Origin of the sequence: Aeromonas sp. QDB25, assembly GCF_027707725.1 — a bacterium.
GTDB lineage: Bacteria > Pseudomonadota > Gammaproteobacteria > Enterobacterales > Aeromonadaceae > Aeromonas > Aeromonas caviae.
Window position 1 is genome coordinate 1 of record NZ_JAPCIZ010000043.1, and the last position, 15,852, is coordinate 15,852.

At 61.7% G+C, this 15,852-nt stretch carries 15 protein-coding genes; 5 read left to right on the forward strand and 10 right to left on the reverse strand.

The window, feature by feature from the left end; translation table 11 throughout:
* On the forward strand, positions 1-469 hold a 469-nt coding region (locus tag PG883_RS14825; RefSeq protein ID WP_270807351.1), incomplete at its 5' end, for an IS256 family transposase.
* Positions 470-495: 26 nt separating this feature from the next.
* Here the strand turns inward: PG883_RS14825 and PG883_RS14830 are convergent.
* Complete coding sequence (locus tag PG883_RS14830) at positions 496-795, reverse strand: hypothetical protein (protein WP_270807352.1); 300 nt, start codon at positions 793-795, stop codon at positions 496-498.
* A gap of 33 nt (positions 796-828) precedes the next feature.
* A complete protein-coding gene (locus tag PG883_RS14835) occupies positions 829-1,122 on the reverse strand; it encodes a hypothetical protein (RefSeq protein WP_113069941.1) in 294 nt (97 codons plus the stop codon).
* Positions 1,123-1,679: 557 nt separating this feature from the next.
* Here PG883_RS14835 and PG883_RS14840 point away from each other — a divergent pair.
* Positions 1,680-1,829: a hypothetical protein gene (locus PG883_RS14840; RefSeq protein WP_010673628.1), complete on the forward strand. Its 150-nt coding sequence runs from the start codon at positions 1,680-1,682 to the stop codon at positions 1,827-1,829.
* Between the two features lie 84 nt (positions 1,830-1,913).
* Here PG883_RS14840 and PG883_RS14845 read toward each other — a convergent pair whose 3' ends face one another.
* Positions 1,914-3,005: an alpha/beta hydrolase gene (locus PG883_RS14845; protein ID WP_010673629.1), complete on the reverse strand. Its 1,092-nt coding sequence runs from the start codon at positions 3,003-3,005 to the stop codon at positions 1,914-1,916.
* Positions 3,006-3,415: 410 nt separating this feature from the next.
* Here PG883_RS14845 and icd point away from each other — a divergent pair, with 410 nt between their 5' ends.
* The gene (gene icd, locus PG883_RS14850; protein ID WP_010673630.1) at positions 3,416-4,669 is read left to right on the forward strand and encodes an NADP-dependent isocitrate dehydrogenase; all 1,254 of its coding nucleotides are present in this window, start codon (positions 3,416-3,418) and stop codon (positions 4,667-4,669) included.
* Between the two features lie 66 nt (positions 4,670-4,735).
* Here the strand turns inward: icd and PG883_RS14855 are convergent, their stop codons facing one another.
* Positions 4,736-4,912, reverse strand: coding sequence for a hypothetical protein (locus PG883_RS14855; RefSeq protein ID WP_010673631.1), 177 nt, complete (start codon positions 4,910-4,912; stop codon positions 4,736-4,738).
* Positions 4,913-5,251: 339 nt separating this feature from the next.
* The gene (dsdA, locus tag PG883_RS14860; RefSeq protein WP_270807353.1) at positions 5,252-6,583 is read right to left on the reverse strand and encodes a D-serine ammonia-lyase; all 1,332 of its coding nucleotides are present in this window, start codon (positions 6,581-6,583) and stop codon (positions 5,252-5,254) included.
* A gap of 215 nt (positions 6,584-6,798) precedes the next feature.
* Here dsdA and dsdC point away from each other — a divergent pair, with 215 nt between their 5' ends.
* Both dsdC and PG883_RS14870 read left to right on the forward strand, forming a co-directional pair.
* Positions 6,799-7,743, forward strand: coding sequence for a DNA-binding transcriptional regulator DsdC (gene dsdC, locus PG883_RS14865; RefSeq protein WP_010673633.1), 945 nt, complete (start codon positions 6,799-6,801; stop codon positions 7,741-7,743).
* Positions 7,744-8,092: 349 nt separating this feature from the next.
* A complete protein-coding gene (locus PG883_RS14870; RefSeq protein WP_010673634.1) occupies positions 8,093-8,500 on the forward strand; it encodes an H-NS family histone-like protein in 408 nt (135 codons plus the stop codon).
* Positions 8,501-8,970: 470 nt separating this feature from the next.
* Here the strand turns inward: PG883_RS14870 and PG883_RS14875 are convergent, their stop codons facing one another.
* From PG883_RS14875 to PG883_RS14895, 5 genes are all read right to left on the reverse strand, one after another.
* Positions 8,971-10,077: a 3-deoxy-7-phosphoheptulonate synthase gene (locus PG883_RS14875; RefSeq protein ID WP_010673635.1), complete on the reverse strand. Its 1,107-nt coding sequence runs from the start codon at positions 10,075-10,077 to the stop codon at positions 8,971-8,973.
* 251 nt (positions 10,078-10,328) lie between these two features.
* On the reverse strand, positions 10,329-11,135 hold the full coding sequence (locus PG883_RS14880; RefSeq protein WP_010673636.1) for a siderophore-interacting protein: 807 nt from the start codon (positions 11,133-11,135) through the stop codon (positions 10,329-10,331).
* A 132-nt stretch (positions 11,136-11,267) separates the two neighbouring features.
* Positions 11,268-12,641: an efflux transporter outer membrane subunit gene (locus PG883_RS14885; protein ID WP_041201474.1), complete on the reverse strand. Its 1,374-nt coding sequence runs from the start codon at positions 12,639-12,641 to the stop codon at positions 11,268-11,270.
* Positions 12,638-14,656: a MacB family efflux pump subunit gene (locus PG883_RS14890; RefSeq protein WP_010673638.1), complete on the reverse strand. Its 2,019-nt coding sequence runs from the start codon at positions 14,654-14,656 to the stop codon at positions 12,638-12,640. Before PG883_RS14890 ends, PG883_RS14885 begins: the two co-directional genes overlap by 4 nt.
* Complete coding sequence (locus PG883_RS14895) at positions 14,653-15,816, reverse strand: efflux RND transporter periplasmic adaptor subunit (RefSeq protein WP_010673639.1); 1,164 nt, start codon at positions 15,814-15,816, stop codon at positions 14,653-14,655. The genes PG883_RS14890 and PG883_RS14895 overlap by 4 nt, the downstream gene beginning before the upstream one ends.
* Positions 15,817-15,852: the final 36 nt, after the last annotated feature.

A 15,852-nucleotide genomic window follows, 5' to 3' on the forward strand; every position in this document is an offset into this window, starting at 1 on the left:
AACCAAGGTCCAACTGTGTATCGTCCACATGGTGCGCAACTCGTTGCGCTATGTCTCCTGGAAGGACTACAAGGCGGTGACGGCGGATCTGAAGCAGATCTACCACTCTGCGACGGAACGTGAGGCTCAGCAGGCACTGGCGGCCTTCGGCGAGCGCTGGGATAGCCAGTACCCGCAAATAGCGCGCTCCTGGCAGGGCAACTGGGATAATCTGATCACACTGTTCGAGTATCCCCCCGCCATCCGGAAGGTGATCTACACCACCAATGCTATCGAGTCGCTGAACAGCGTGCTGCGCAAGGCGACCAAGCAAAGGAAGCTCTTCCCAACCGATGAGTCGGCGCTAAAAGTGGCGTACCTTGCGATACAGCAGGCCTCCAAGAAATGGACCATGCCGATCCAGAATTGGAAGCCTGCCCTGAATCGCTTTATTATCGAGTTCGGAGATCGCCTGAACGGTCACCTGTAATGGAGTGGGCAGTTACACAGAATCATTTACAGGCTCAACTCATCGTTCTTCAATCCGAACTGTCCTAGGTAGCCGTGGTAATAACGCATACCCACAAAGTAGACAGCCGCAGTCAGTATTGGCAAAAGTGCACACAGAATGCCGACAAATGCCAGCATGGTCCCTTTCTCTTGTTCCTCGTCTTTTACTGCCCGTAGCGCTTGCAGATGCTTCTTGAGCCACTTGCGCTTCAGTGCGGTTAAATCCTTTTCCATCTGAGATGTCTCCCTGTCCCGAGCGCGTGCTCTTTTTGCTGCTTCGCGGGTGTCAGCATCTGCCATCGCCATACATCGCCATACAAAAAGGGCGAATGTGGATACTTATATAGGGGGCTCTTCGGTGCGAAAGAGCGCCTTGCCGCAGGCGAGGCAGGTGTGGCGAAAGCGATGATCAGGCCAGCCGGTCTGGGGGTGGCCCAGCACCTTGTCGGAGCCGCAGGCGCAGCAGCGCGCCCCCAGTTCATGGTCGATGGCGCATTCGGGATGCTGGTGCAGGTAGTCGGCGCGGGTGGGCAGGCGCAGCCAGTCGGGCTGGGCATGGCGCTGGTTCCAGAAATAGCACCCATAGAAGGTGCCTGCGGCGACGGGCAGGGCAAACCACCAGAAGAGATCCATGTCATGACTCCGACGAGAGGGGATGAGGGCGGCAACAACCCGCTCAGCAGGCGTGGTGCGGCTTCATTTTATCGGGGCGGGAGTGGGGCGGGATATGCCCGGATGGGTAACAAGCGAACCTGCTGATGGTCGGGTTGGCAAGCCGCAGGGCCGGGATTGGGGATTATCTATCCATTAAAGAGATGGGTTGTGTCATAACCCATCGTATTTTTGGATGGAAAAGGGGGCCTTCCGGTCGCAGAATCCGGAGAGCGGGGCGTTTTTGTGAAAAAAAATGTGCATACATTCGTCATGCCGATCTCAAGGGCGTCATTGAGCGAGTGATAAATATCAAGATATTGATATCAATGGTAAAAATAGTGTTTTTATCAGGCGTTTTCAGGGTGGGTGATGGGGTTTCATAAGGAGCTTTAACCCATTTTCTAGATTGGTTTTTGCATAATCAATCGTTTATTTTGTTGGACAATTGGGGAAAACCTGGTGTCCAATCGGGTGAGCAGGTTGGCCAAACAGTGCCGTCAGCCAGTGTGTAACCCGAGATGTAAGGAGACATCCTGATGGAAAAACTTGACCAAAAAATCGACACCATGCGCCAGGAATTCGAGTCCCAGGGGCAAAAACAGGCCCAGGACAGATGGCAGGCCAGGGTCGATGAACTGCAACGGGAGCGCAGCGAAGCGCCCCAGCCGGAAGCGGCAGAACACTAGCCCCTGGCGGCCTTGTGGCCACCGAGTGAGCGCATAATGAAAAACCACCGCCCTGTTCGGGGCGGTGGTTTTTTTGCGCAGTGGCTAGAGGCGATAGAGGTTCTGGGCCGCATCGAACAGCTCCGTGCGCTCGCCGGTGCCGCCGTTGAAGACGGTGTGGAAGAAGCGCAGCACCTTCTCGTTGGCGAGGGCATCCCCTTCGAAGTAGGCGTGAGAGTCCCCCACATGGGGCTGATTGGTCACGTCCACGTAGGTGGCCGTTCTGGCATCCAGTCGCCGGGTGTAGTGGCCGAGCCTCGCCTTTTGCTGCTCCCCCATCTTCATGCGCGATGCCATCAGGGCACCATCGCGCTCATTGATGGTGATGTAGAGGCGGTTGCGACACTGGATGCGATCGACCCACTGGGCGTGAAGCTCGTTGTTGGTGTCGGCGGCGGCCATGATGATGTTGTCGAACAGCAGCTGGTTGGCGTGGTAGGTGGTGCTGCCCAGCAGGTGCTTGAACAGGTAGTTGCCCATGCTGTGCAGCAGCAGGTTGATGGTGAAGGGGCAGCGCTTGTTCACCTCCTTGGCAAAGTAGCGATCCCAGGCCTCGCCGTTGTCGGCGAACTTCTTCTGGGCTTTCTCTTCCAGTTGCGTCACATACTGGCCGTTGAACTCGTCGATCAGCCCCTTCATCTTCTCCAGCACCCGGTCAAGGGCACCGGCCGAGGCCAGGGCATCGCGCTTGTCGCTCTTGTAGCTCAGCACGCCCCGGGCGCCGCCGCCATTGGCGGGCCAGCTGAAGCAGAGCACCTCGACGCCGTACCGGGCCTCGAGCCCCGCGGCCCGCTCCAGCACATCGTCAAGATCGTTGTTGAAGCCGTGTACGAACAGCAGCAGGTGTTTGCCGGTCTTGAGCTTCTGCTTGGCCGTGCTGCCGGTCCCGGCGCAGCGCTCCAGCAGCTTGCGCGCCACATAGGCGCTGGCCGGGTGGGGGAGGTCGGGGTCAAGGCCGACGCTGGCGGCCATCTCGGCGGTGATCTGATCCGGCAGCAGGTCCAGCTGCCACTGCTTGCCCTGACGCCGGGCCTCGGCGAGGCGCAGTTCGTTGGGGCCCTCTGCGGGTTTTTCGCCAAAGATCTCGCTGGGGGTCTTGCCCTGCTCGTTGACCATCCGGTTGGTGACGATAAACATGGTGTTCTCCTTGTTGTCGTGCTCTCTTCATGATCGGCCACGCCCCGGGCGCCCCGATCACTGGCAAAGAGCCTAGTCCGGATCCGGCAGCCTGTCCCCCGGCGCGCCTTGCCTCGCCAAAGGGGTTACGACGATGTAAAGGCGAACGGGATTTGGGGGAGTGGCGCCTTCGGGGCGGCGAGGGCAGGGAGAGGCTGTCATCAAGAGAGGAAGAGGCCCGGATGGACGGGGCCTGCGCCTCGTCAGGACCTGAGGGCGGCGAGGGAGGAGGGGATCCTCAGGCGCACTGTGATCCACTCCCCGACTATGGTCTGACATGCACGCCCGCTATTTGATTATGCAAATGGATGGGCTTAAGATGGCCGCGCGCAACGATCAGATTGATAACAAACGGAAGTTAGGAGATGCCGATGGAAAGCAAAGTAGTTATCCCGACCCAGGGCCAGAAAATCACAGTCGATGCCAGCGGCAAGCTGCAGGTTCCCCACAATCCCATCATTCCGTTTATCGAAGGGGATGGTATCGGTGTGGACGTGACCCCGGCCATGTTGAATGTGGTGAATGCTGCGGTCGAGAAAGCCTACAAAGGCGAGCGCAAGATCGCCTGGATGGAGATCTATACCGGCGAGAAGTCGACTCATGTCTATGGCGAAGGTGCCTGGCTGCCGGCCGAAACCCTGGATTTCATTCGTGAATACTGCGTGGCCATCAAGGGCCCGCTGACCACCCCGGTCGGCGGCGGTATTCGCTCCCTCAACGTGGCCCTGCGCCAGGAGCTGGATCTCTACGTCTGCCTGCGCCCGGTCCGTTACTACGAAGGGACCCCGAGCCCGGTCAAGCACCCCGAGCTGACCGACATGGTGATCTTCCGCGAGAACGCCGAAGACATCTACGCCGGCATCGAGTGGAAGGCAGACAGCGATGAAGCCAAGAAGGTGATCGCTTTCCTGCAAAACGAGATGGGCGTGAAGAAAATTCGCTTCCCCGAGTCCTGCGGCATCGGCATCAAGCCCATGTCCAAGGCCGGTACCGAGCGTCTGGTCCGTGCCGCCATCGAGTACGCCATCGACAACGATCGCGACTCCGTGACCCTGGTGCACAAGGGCAACATCATGAAGTTCACCGAAGGTGCCTTCAAGGATTGGGGCTATGCCCTGGCCCAGAAAGAGTACGATGCCCAGCTCATCGACGGCGGCCCCTGGTGCTCCTTCAAGAACCCGAAAACCGGCAAGACCATCGTGGTCAAGGACGTCATCGCCGATGCCTTCCTGCAACAGATCCTGCTGCGCCCGGCCGAGTATGACGTCATTGCCTGTATGAACCTCAACGGCGACTACATCTCTGACGCGCTGGCGGCCCAGGTCGGCGGCATCGGCATCGCGCCGGGCGCCAACATCGGCGACGGCGTTGCCCTGTTCGAAGCCACCCACGGCACCGCGCCGAAATACGCTGGCCAGGACAAGGTCAACCCGGGCTCCCTCATCCTCTCTGCCGAGATGATGCTGCGCCACCTGGGCTGGACCGAGGCGGCTGACCTCATCGTCAAGGGGATGGAAGCGGCCATCGCCAACAAGACCGTCACCTATGACTTCGAGCGTCTGATGGAAGGGGCCACCCTGCGTTCCTGCTCCCAGTTCGCCCAGGACATGATCGACCAGATGTGATCCGGGTCGTTGAAATGCAAAACCGGCGCCATGAGCGCCGGTTTTTTTATGGAGGAGAGCAGGTCGTCAGGTGGTTTTTTCCACGTGCTGCTCGTAGATCTGCTGCCATTTGCTGGTCTCGGCCTCATCTCCACGGGCCTGCCAGAATTCGCAGATGGAGCTGGCGAGCTCGGATGCCATGGCGTGGTCTCCGTCACGGCGGCTCATCAGATATTGTCCCAACCAGCTTTGATATTGTTTCATCGCCCGATCTCCTTATCTAAGGTGCCCAGAGGGGAGTGCTCCTGGCGTCAAGGTCGCGCAGGAGCGATTCGAACTGGGCACATGTTGTGCTGCGCCCGGCAGGTGTTGGTCGCCGGATCCGGTGGTTATCTCACCGGAAAAAGGGGACAACGGGGCGCAGATGTCAAAAAACGGTCTCTATCGTATCACAAAATAACCAGTCGGTGGGGCTGGATAACAAATCAGGCTGTCCAGCAGTCTGGCCGTCTGTGTCATGGGGGCGAGGGCTGAGGTGCCATCTTGCTGATCTCGCAGCAGAAAAACCCGCCAGGTCGGCGGGTCACGGGGGCGAAAAAAAGATCAGATCCGGGCGCAGGCCAGGTATTTTTCCATCTCCTCGGCGGGCACCATGCCGCCGCCGGTGGCCCACACCAGGTGGGTGGCCCCGGCCATCTTGGCTGCATCCAGTCCCTGCCCACTCTGCCACTCAAGGTTGGCGGCCACTCGCCAGGGGCCTGCCATGCCCGCCAGTGCCGAGGGCTCGAGCCGGATCTCTTCATCCCGGGCCAGGAGCCCCAGCAGGTCGTACATCTCCTGATCGCTCAGGGTGTAGAAGCCCGCAAGCAGGCGTTCCATGGCGCGGCCGACAAAACCGGAGGCGCGTCCCACCGCGAGGCCGTCGGCGGCGGTGAGGTTGTCGATGCCAAGGTCTTGCACCGCAATGGCATCGTGCAACCCGGTGTGGACCCCGAGCAGCATGCAGGGGGAGTGGGTGGGCTCGGCGAAGAAGCAGTGCACGTTGTCCCCGAACGCCAGCTTGAGACCAAAGGCCACCCCGCCCGGGCCACCGCCGACGCCGCAAGGCAGGTAGACGAAGAGCGGATGGTCGGCGTCCACCCTGATGCCCATCTCGTCGAACTGCTTTTTCACCCGCTCGCCCGCCACCGCATAGCCGAGGAACAGGGTGCGGGAGTGCTCGTCATCGATGAAGAAACAGTTGGGATCGCGTTCGGCCTCCTTGCGTCCCTGTTCCACCGCCACCCCGTAATCGTCGGCGTATTCCACTACGATGGCGCCATGTTCGCGCAACTTTTGCTTCTTCCACTCCCGCGCATCGGCGGACATGTGGACGGTGACGCGAAAGCCGAGGCGGGCGCTCATGATGCCGATGGAGAGGCCGAGGTTGCCGGTCGACCCCACCGCGATGCTGTACTGGCCGAAGAAGTGGCGGAACTCGTCCGAAAACAGCGTGCGATAGTCATCCGTCTCGCGCAGCAGCCCAGCCTGGATGGCCAGGTGTTCGGCATGGGCCAGCACCTCGTGGATGCCGCCGCGCGCCTTGATGGAGCCGGAGATGGGCAGGTGGCTGTCTTGTTTGAGCAGCAACCTGCCGGTGAGTTCGACGCCATAGCGCCCATTGAGGGTCCCCTGCAGGGTCGGGATGGCGGCGATCCCGGACTCGATGATGCCGTGGCTGGCGCGGGTTTCGGGGAAGGCCTCGCACAGGTAGGGGGCGAAGCGGGCGAGCCGGGCGGAGGCGGCGGCCACATCGTGCCGGATGAGCCCCACATGGGGCAATCCTTCCGCTAGGGAGGTGGCCCCCGGATTGAACCAGGTCACAGGGGTGAGGGCGATCAGCGGTTCGAGCAGGGGGAAGCGGGCGATGAGCCCGGCAATGTCGGTGTGTGTCATGAAAGCCTCTCGGGGTGGTGACGGAATCATCCCATTGAACGGCGCCAGCGTTGCCGTGACAAATGATAAAACGCGTCGCTTGGATGAGCACAGTTGATGCAAATGGTCATCTACCCTGCTGTGTCTTCGCATACGGGTGAGTTGGGTCTTCCTGGTGAATGCAAACCTCGCCCTTCTGGTATCATCTGCCAGATAAAAGAGAGGGAGGCCCAACCATGCAACGCGATGAGCACCCGGGGGTGAGGAGCAAGCTGCTCAGCAGCCATCAGCTCGCCAGGCTCCACACCTTCGAGGCAGCGGCCCGCCACGGCTCCTTTGCGCTCGCCGCCGACGAGCTTTCCTTGAGCCCAAGCGCGGTGAGCCACCGCATCTCGGCCCTGGAAGAGGCGCTCGGGTTTTTGCTGTTCCAGCGCTTTCACCGCAAGGTGGCCTTGACCACGGAGGGGCAGCGCATCTTCTGGGCGCTCACCTCCTCCCTGGAGTTCATCAATCAGAAGGTGCTGGAGATCAGGGAGCAGGCGCTGTCGGGCTCCCTGACGCTGCACTCGCGCCCTTCCATCGCCCAGTGCTGGCTGGTGCCAAGGCTCGCCGATTTTTCCCGCCTGCATCCTCACATCGAGCTCAACCTGCTGACGGGCAACGAGCATATAAACCTGCACGGCTACGGCATCGATCTGACCCTCAACTTCGACGCCAGAACCCCGACGGGCCTGGCCATTCACCCCCTGATGGATGAATTCATGGTGCCGGTGTGCAGCCCTCAATACGCCAGCGACCACGGTCTGATGGGGGAGGTGGGGAATCTGCAGCAGTGCCGCCTGCTCCATGACAGGCAGGCCTGGGGCCTGGACACCGACAGCGACGAGTGGCGCACCTGGGGGAGCCACTGGCATCTCTCCCTGGAGGCCTGCTCGTCACACATGGGATTTGATCGAGCGGATCTGGCGATCCTTGCCGCCACCCACCACGCCGGTGTCGCCATGGGGCGCAGGCAGCTGGCAAGCCAGGCGCTGGCGAGCGGAGCGCTGGTGATGCCCTTCCCGGATATGGCGGTGCGCTGCGAGCCGCGTTATTACCTGGCGACCCTCCCTCATCGCCAGTGTCCCAAGATCCAGGCATTCATCCGCTGGATACAGGATCAGGCGCAAGGGGCATCCTGAAACGGGACCTGGTTTATTGTCCGCGAAGGTCATGGCCATGAGCGCACTATTTGTACAATAAGTGCCGACACTGCTGCTAAATGACCTGGCGCAGAGCGACGCGGGTAAGAGATAACAGCGTGTGCAACGGATGAGGTGAACCAGAGATTAACCGGGGAAAATAGAAAATAAAGTCCGTGAGGGTATTCCCAATAAGTATCAGGCAGGGAATTAACCACGGTGAATAATGTCCATATGGTGTCAGCGCGCTGCCGGATGGTATAAAAACATTATGTTGTTATCCAATGGGCATGCTATTCTCAAATCGTGTTATCCCTGTGACATACAAAAATAATTCTGTGAGGAAGTAATGAACGAGTTTCTGAAGGTTCTGCTGAACATTCGCAGCTTGCGCGCTGCCATTCGTGAACTGCCGTTTGAGCAACTGCAAGAAGCGAAAGAAAAGTTTGACCTGGTATATAACGAGCGTGCCGAGTCCGTTGAACAGGAACGTGCCGAACAGGAAGAGCGTCAGCGCAAACTGAATGAATTCACCGAAATGCTGCAACAGGCTGGTATCGATCCCCGTGAGCTGATCGGCAGCGTGGCGGCTCCGGCTGCGGCGGGCACCACCAAGAGCAAGCGTGCTCCCCGTCCTGCGAAATACAAGTACCAGGAAGACGGTCAGGAGAAGACCTGGACCGGTCAGGGTCGTATGCCCAAGGCCATCGCCGAGCAAGTTGCGCTGGGCAAGGATCTGAACGATTTCCTGATCTGATCGCCGGATCCGGATCTCGATAATGCCGCCTGCAGGGCGGCATTATTATTTTCAGGGTTCAGAGGATGTCGCAGTAAAACCCAATTGCGCAGGTTACTCCGGTTAATTGGAGAGCCTCGTCTGGAATAGCCATAACCATCATGTGCCCAATAAAGGTGGCGCATCATCTTCCACGCCACCTCGCCACTTATACGCACTGAGGACTCATACAGCCCGTGTTTCTTCGTCCCTTGTGAGAAACGATCATGGATACCTGCTGTGACAGAATGAAATAGCGGCGGTGGATCCTCATCTGTATGCCTGAGCGGCCCGTCTCTTTTTCATGCTGATGCATGACGCCCACCGCCTATTAATTTATCCCCTCTATTTATGGTCTGTTTGACACCGCTCTTCTGCGATATATCCGCACGATGCCGGACAATGTGCGGATGAGGCAGACACGGATTGGTGGCAAACAAATAAACCGAATGCTAGATGACGGGTTGTCCGAGTTCAGACTGAACGGCGTGTGTGTATTTTCTCCGGGTGCGGCGACGGGCCTGGACCGCCTCTGCCAGCATGGCAAGCAGGTGTTCACTCTCTTCCCAGCAGAGGCAGGCATCGGTCACTGACAGACCGTATTGCAGTTCACCCAGAGGAGCCGGTTTCTGGTTTCCTCCCAGCAAGAAGCTCTCGACCATGACGGCAGCGACGGCTTGGCTCCCTTCGCTCAGCTGGCGACAGAGCTCTTTGGCGACCTTCAGCTGGTTCGTGTGCAGCTTCTGGCTGTTGCCATGGCTGCAATCCACCATCAGGCGAGGGGGGAGTCCCTGGCGGGTGAGGCGGTCTGCTGCCTCCGCCACATCGCTCTGGTGGTAGTTGGGCAGGGTGCCGCCACGCAGAATGATATGGCCGTCGGGATTGCCTTCGCTCTTGATCACTACCATGCCGCCCTGGCTGCCGGGGGCGGTGAAGAGATGGGAGGTGGTACTGGCCTGGATGGCATCGATGGCGACCCGGATATTGCCGTCCGTACCGTTCTTGAATCCCACGGGGCAGGGCAGTGCGGAGGCCAATTGCCGGTGGACCTGAGACTCCGTGGTGCGTGCCCCGATGGCGCCCCAGCTGACGAGATCGGCGAGATAGAGAAAGCTGGTGGTGTCGAGGAATTCGGTGGCGGTGGCGAGCCCCAGTCCATTGATGTCGAGCAGCACCTGGCGTGCCAGATGCAATCCCCGATTGATGTCGTTGCTGCCGTCCAGGTGCGGATCGAAGACCAGCCCCTTCCAGCCCACCGTGGTGCGCGGCTTTTCAAAATAGGCGCGCATGACTATCTGAAGGCTGTCTTCATAGGCGGTGGCGAGTCGTGCCAGCCGTCCGGCATAGTCCAGGGCCGCGACGGGATCATGGATGGAGCAGGGGCCAATCACGACCAGCAGGCGATCGTCTTCACCTGCCAGGATCCGGCGTGCCTGATGGCGCTGGTTGTCGATGTGCCGGGCCATGTCGGCCGGACAGGGGTGCTGCGCCAGCAGCTCGGCAGGGGTGGGTAGCGCCTCTATGGCGAAGGCGCGCATGACCGAATTCAAAACTGCCATCTGGAGTTACCTTGCTGTGCATGTGTGCGATGGGGAACCCGTATGCGGCATCCTGTTGGGAGCAGACAGATTCACGGCTCATCGCAGTTGTTGAGAATGATTGTCATTATCTTGGTGTTTGTCTCAAATGCAAGTGCAATGAAATCGCCAGGCGAAGATGGGGGGAGAGAGAACGATGGCGGGGGAACCGCAGCAAAAGCAGGCCGCTTCCCCGAGGGAAGAAGCCCGCCAGTCACAAGATAAAGAGGGGATCAGCTGTCCATCACGGCGTGCCTGTCCTGATGGTAGGCGTCTTCATCCTTGCCGCTGCGCCAGTAGGGGACTGCGTAGACCCGCTGGCGCTCGGCATCCAGGGCGCGTCTGACGTGGCGGCGCAGCGGCACGACCAAGCTCTCTTCCCCGCCAAACCAGAAATAGCTCCCCTCGGCGACCATAGGCTGGGCGGTGAAATGCGCCACCAAGGTCGCGGCCTGCTCCGGATTGCCCACGAACCAGCGCAGGTCGACGCCGGCCGGCAGCGACAGATCCTGCACGTCGTCCTGATGGGGGACCAGCAGGGCGATATGGCCGAGGGCATGGGCCGGCATCACCTCCACCATGGCGCTGATGGCGGGCAGGGCGGTGAGATCCCCCGCCATGTAATAGTGCTCGGCCGTTTGCAGCATGGGGTCGGGACCGCCCGGGCCCGAGATGGCGAGCCTGTCACCCGGTTTGGCGTGCAGGGCGAAACGACTGGCGGGGCCGGCCTCGCCGTGCAGGGCGAAGTCGATGTCGAGCTCCAGCGCCTCTCGGCGAAACGCGCGTATGGTGAAGGTGCGAATGACGGGTTTCTGGGCGGGATCGAGCCAGCGAGGCCCCTTGTCGGTGGGGGTGGGCAACACTATCTCGCGCTGATCCGGTCTGGGCAGCATGATCTTGACATGAGCACCGCCACAGCTGAAGGGGTAGTCCACAAGCTCGGGGCTGGTCAGGCAGATTCGGCGCAGGTGCGGGCTCACATCCTGAACATGCTTGACGGTGAGCAGGCGGGGGCGATTGGCCGGGGCGGGTTGAGACATGGGCATACTCCTGGCTGATGATGGCGCCCATTTTTGAGGAAATGAAAACTATTATCAATTGGTTTGTGGGCAGAATGGGTCGCGATTGACCTCCTAGGGATGTCCATCGCGATCTCACACTCTCTGCCTGGGTCAGGTTCGATCGCTTCCCCCCAGCGCCCGATAGATGCCTGCCATGTTGTTGAGCTGGGCCTGCTGCTGTGCCAGCAGAGCGAGCTCGGCATCCCACAGGCGGTTCTGCTCATCCAGCCAGGGTTGCACCCCGGTGGCACCGGCCAGAAAACGGGCGCCAGCGAGCCTTTCGGCCTCCCGGGCATAGGCCCTCTGCTGCTCCAGATAGCGCAGCCGCTGATCCCCTTGCTGACGGGCGGCCAGGCCATCCTCCACTTCCAGCAGCGCGGTATAGAGCTGCTTGCGAAACTCGGTTTCGGCAATCTGGTAGTCGATGTCGGCGCTGGCGATGGAGAGCCGGGTCTTGTTGTACTCGAGGAAAGGGAGCGCCAGCGTGGCGCCCAGGGTGCCGACTGGATTTTGCAGCACCTGGGTCAGGGTATCCGAGGTGGTGCTGGCACCGCCGGTCAGGCTCAGGGTGGGATAAAAGCCGGTGCGGATCTCATCTCCCCTCGCAAGGGTCTTGCGCAACCTGAGTTCGGCGGCGCGCACATCGGGCCGCCGGGCCAGCACATCGGCGGGAATGCCGGCCGCCAGGGACGGGATCGGGCCTATGATCAGGGCGTCGGGAGCGTCAGCGAGCGGCCCGCTGCTGCGGCCCAGCAGCAGGCGAAGAGCATTGCCCGCCTGTGCCCGTTGCTGGGTGAGGGTGGCGAGCTCCGCCTGCTTGCCCGCCTTCTGCTGGCTGGCCTGTACCAGATCGAGTCGGGTCACGGCGCCCGCCTCGTATTTGGCGTGGGTCAGGCGTTCAATGCGCTCCAGATTGGCCAGTTGCTGGGTGCCCAGGGTAATGGCCGAGCCGAGGTAGGCCAGTTGCCAGTATTGCTCCAGGGTCTTGCCGATGAGCAGCAACCGGGTGGCGGCCAGATCCTGTTCGCTGGCTTGTGCCTCCCAGCTCGCCTGATCCCTTGCCGCGGCCAGTCTGCCCCAGAGATCCACTTCGTAGCTGAGGTTGAGGGAGGGGCCCAGGTTGCTGCTGGCGCTGCCATCTTTCATGTTCTTGGTGCCGCTGGCCCCGAGATTGGCGCTGACCGAGGGGGTGAGGTTGGTGTCAGCCAGATCGGCGCCGAGCAGGGCATTCTTGAGCTTGAGCCCGGCCACCCGCATGTCCGGGTTGGCGGCCAGCACCGCCTCGACCAGGCGATCGAGCGCAGGATCCTGGAATCCCTGCCACCAGGGGCCTGCCTGCTGCAAGGTGAGACCCCGGCTCTCCTGCTGCCATGCTGGCGCCACGTCGAGATCGGGTCTGTGATAGGTGCTCTGCTGGCTGCAGGCACCGAGGCTGGCGGTGAGCATCAGGCTTAGCCCGAGCCTTGATAGGTTGTGCATCGTCATTCCCTCGCCAGTGCCTCCACCGGATCGAGCCTGGCCGCATTGCGGGCGGGCAGGTAACCAAACAGGATCCCGATGAGGGAGGAGCACCCGAAGGCCATCAGGATGGAGAAGAGCGAGAAGCGCATCTGGAAGCTTTCCACGAGCAGGGAGAAGAGAGCGCCGATGAGCAGGGCGAGGCCGATACCGAGCAGCCCCCCCAGCAGGCTGACCATCACCGCCTCGATGAGGAACTGTTGCAGTATGTCGGACTGGCGGGCGCCGACGGCGATGCGGATCCCTATCTCCCGGGTGCGCTCCACCACCGAGACCAGCATGATGTTCATCACCCCGACGCCCCCGACGATGAGGGAGATCACCGCGATGGCGGAGACCAGCAGTGTCAGGGTGGCGGTGGTCTTCTCCACCGATTTGACGATGCTGTCGCTGCTGAAGGTGAAGAAGTCCTTCACGCCGTGGCGCTGGGTCAGCAGGGCGACTGCCGCCTGCTCGGCCAGGGCGGACTGGACGCCGTCCTTGACCCGGATGGTGATCTGGGTGAAGTGCTGCTGGGAGAGGAGACGGCTCATGACGGCGCTGTAGGGGAGCCAGACATTGACCGACTGGCTGCTGCGGCCAAAGCCGGTCTCCTGGGTGACCACCCCCACGATGCGCACCGGCAGGGTGCCGACCAGCACCACCTGGCCGACCGGGTCCACCTTGCCAAGCAGGCTCTCTATGGTCTTGCCATCCACCACGGCGACTGCCGTCCGGTTTCGAATGTCCCGCTCATCGAGCAGGCGCCCCTGGGTGAGCGTCATCCCCTTGACCCGGAAAAAGTCGTTGCCGACCCCGATCACGCTGCCGCTGCTGGTCTTGTTGCGATAGCGAAGCTGGCCCGACGTCGCTATCTGGGGGCTGGCCCCCTCCAGATAGGGCTGGCCGAGCAGCGCGTCGAGATCCCGCTCGTTCAGGGTCTGGATGCTGGCGGCCTTCTCGTCTCCCCAGTCCTTGCCGGGGAAGATGTCGATGGTGTTGGTGCCCATGGCGTTGATGTCGTCGATCACCTTGGCGCGCGCCCCCTGACCCAGCGCCACCACGCTGACCACGGCGGCGATGCCGATGATGATGCCGAGCATGGTGAGGAAGGTGCGCATGCGATGGGCCAGCATGGCGTGCAGGGCCATGCGCCCCGCCTCCCGGTAGCGATCCCAGCCCCGGCTTGCGGTGCGGACGACGGCTCCTGTGCCCTGTGCATCTTGCCCGACAGAGGGAGGGGCCAGCTGGCTGCCGTCACCTGGCAGCGGGTGGGCCTGCGCCCCGGATGGGGAGGCTGCGTTGTCATCGGTCGCCCGATGGCCGCTGTCCTCCACTACCCGCCCGTCACGCAGGGTGATGATGCGATCCGCATGGCTTGCCACCGCCATGTCGTGGGTCACCAGAATGATGGTGTGGCCCTGGGCGTGCAGCTCCTTGAGGATGGCCATCACCTCCTTGCCGCTCTGGCTGTCGAGAGCGCCGGTGGGTTCGTCCGCCAGGATCACCTCGCCGCCGTTGGCGAGCGCCCGGGCAATACTGACCCGCTGCTGCTGACCGCCGGAGAGCTGGCCGGGTCTGTGGTGGCTGCGATCCTGCAGTCCCAGGCGGGTCAGCAAGGTGCGGGCTCGGGCCTGGCGATCAAGGCGGGCAGTGCCGGCATAGATGGCGGGGATCTCCACGTTGGCGGCCGCGTCCAGATGGGGCAGCAGGTGATAGCGCTGGAAGATGAAGCCGAAGTGGTGGCAGCGCAGCCGTGCCAGGGAGAGGGCATCCAGGGTCGCGGTGTCCTGGCCGCGAAACAGATACTGGCCCCCGCTCGGGCGATCGAGGCAGCCCAGCAGGTTCATCAGGGTCGATTTGCCGGAGCCGGAGGCGCCGACGATGGCCACCATCTCCCCGGCATCGATGGCGAGATCCAGCGGGTGCAGCACGGTCACTTCGTGCTCTCCGCTCTGGTAGCGCCGCTCGATGCCCTTGAGACGGATCAGGGGCTCGCTCACGGCACCATCTCCCCTTCATCGTGCAGTGCCGGCTTGCCCTGCTCCAGGATCACCTTCTCCTGCTCGGTCAGGCCGCTCACCACCTCAATCTTGATGTCATCCTTCATGCCGGTCTTGATGCGGCGGGTCTCTCTCTGGTCCCCTGCCTTGAGCAGGCTGACCTCGTACTCGTTGTCGCCAGTCTTCTTGCCGAGGGCGGTCTGGGGAATGGCCAGTACCTGCTTGCGCTCGCCGAGTACGATGGTGACCTGGGTCGTCATGGCGACCCTCAACTGATGGCCGGGGTTGGGCACATCGAACAGGGCATAGTAGTAGATGGCCGCATTGCTGGTGGCTGTGGTGCTGGCCGTCTGCTCATTGATGTTGGTGGGGGCCAGCTCGACCGTGCGCAGGGTACCGTGGTAGCGAGTATCCGGATCCCCTATCAGGGTGAAATAGACCGGCATGCCCGCCTTGACACGGGTGACGTCCGCTTCGGAGATCTGGGCCTTGACCGTCATGGTGTCGAGATTGGCGAGCTTGAGCAGGGTCGGTACCGTCTGGCTGGCGGCCAGAGTCTGCCCCTGCCGGGTGACGATGGAGACGACGGTACCATCCATGGGGGCCTGAATGCGGTTGTAGCCGAGCTCCGTCTTGGCGCGCTCCACCTTGATGATGGCGTTGTCGATGTCGGCCTGGGCGCTTTGCAGCTCGGCCCGGGTGACGGCAAGCTGGGCTTCGGCGCTCTCCAGATCCGCACGAGAGCTCGCTTCCTGCCGAAACATTTGCTGCTGGCGGCGCCAGGCAAGCTCGTTCTGTTTGAGCTGTGCCTGCTTGATCTTGAGCTGGGCGCGGCGGCTGGCCAGCTCCGCTTCGGCGGTCTTGAGGTTGTTCTGGGCGATCAGGGGATCGATCTCCGCCAGCAGCTCTCCTTGTTTGACCTGTTGACCCGCTTCCACCGCGAGATAGGTGACCTGACCCGAGACCTGGGCCCCCACATCCACCTGCTCGATTGCCTGCAGTACGCCACTGGCGAGCACCGTCTGCTCCACATCCTGGCGGGTTACCGTTGCGGTCAGTACCGGGTCCGGTGTGTTGCCTGGCCAGGCCAGCCAGGTGACGAGAGGGATCAGCACAAGGGCGAGCAGGGCGAGCTTGCCGGGTTTTCGAAGAGCTTTCATTTATCACCTGAACGAAACGAGCGAAGGCGTGCAAGG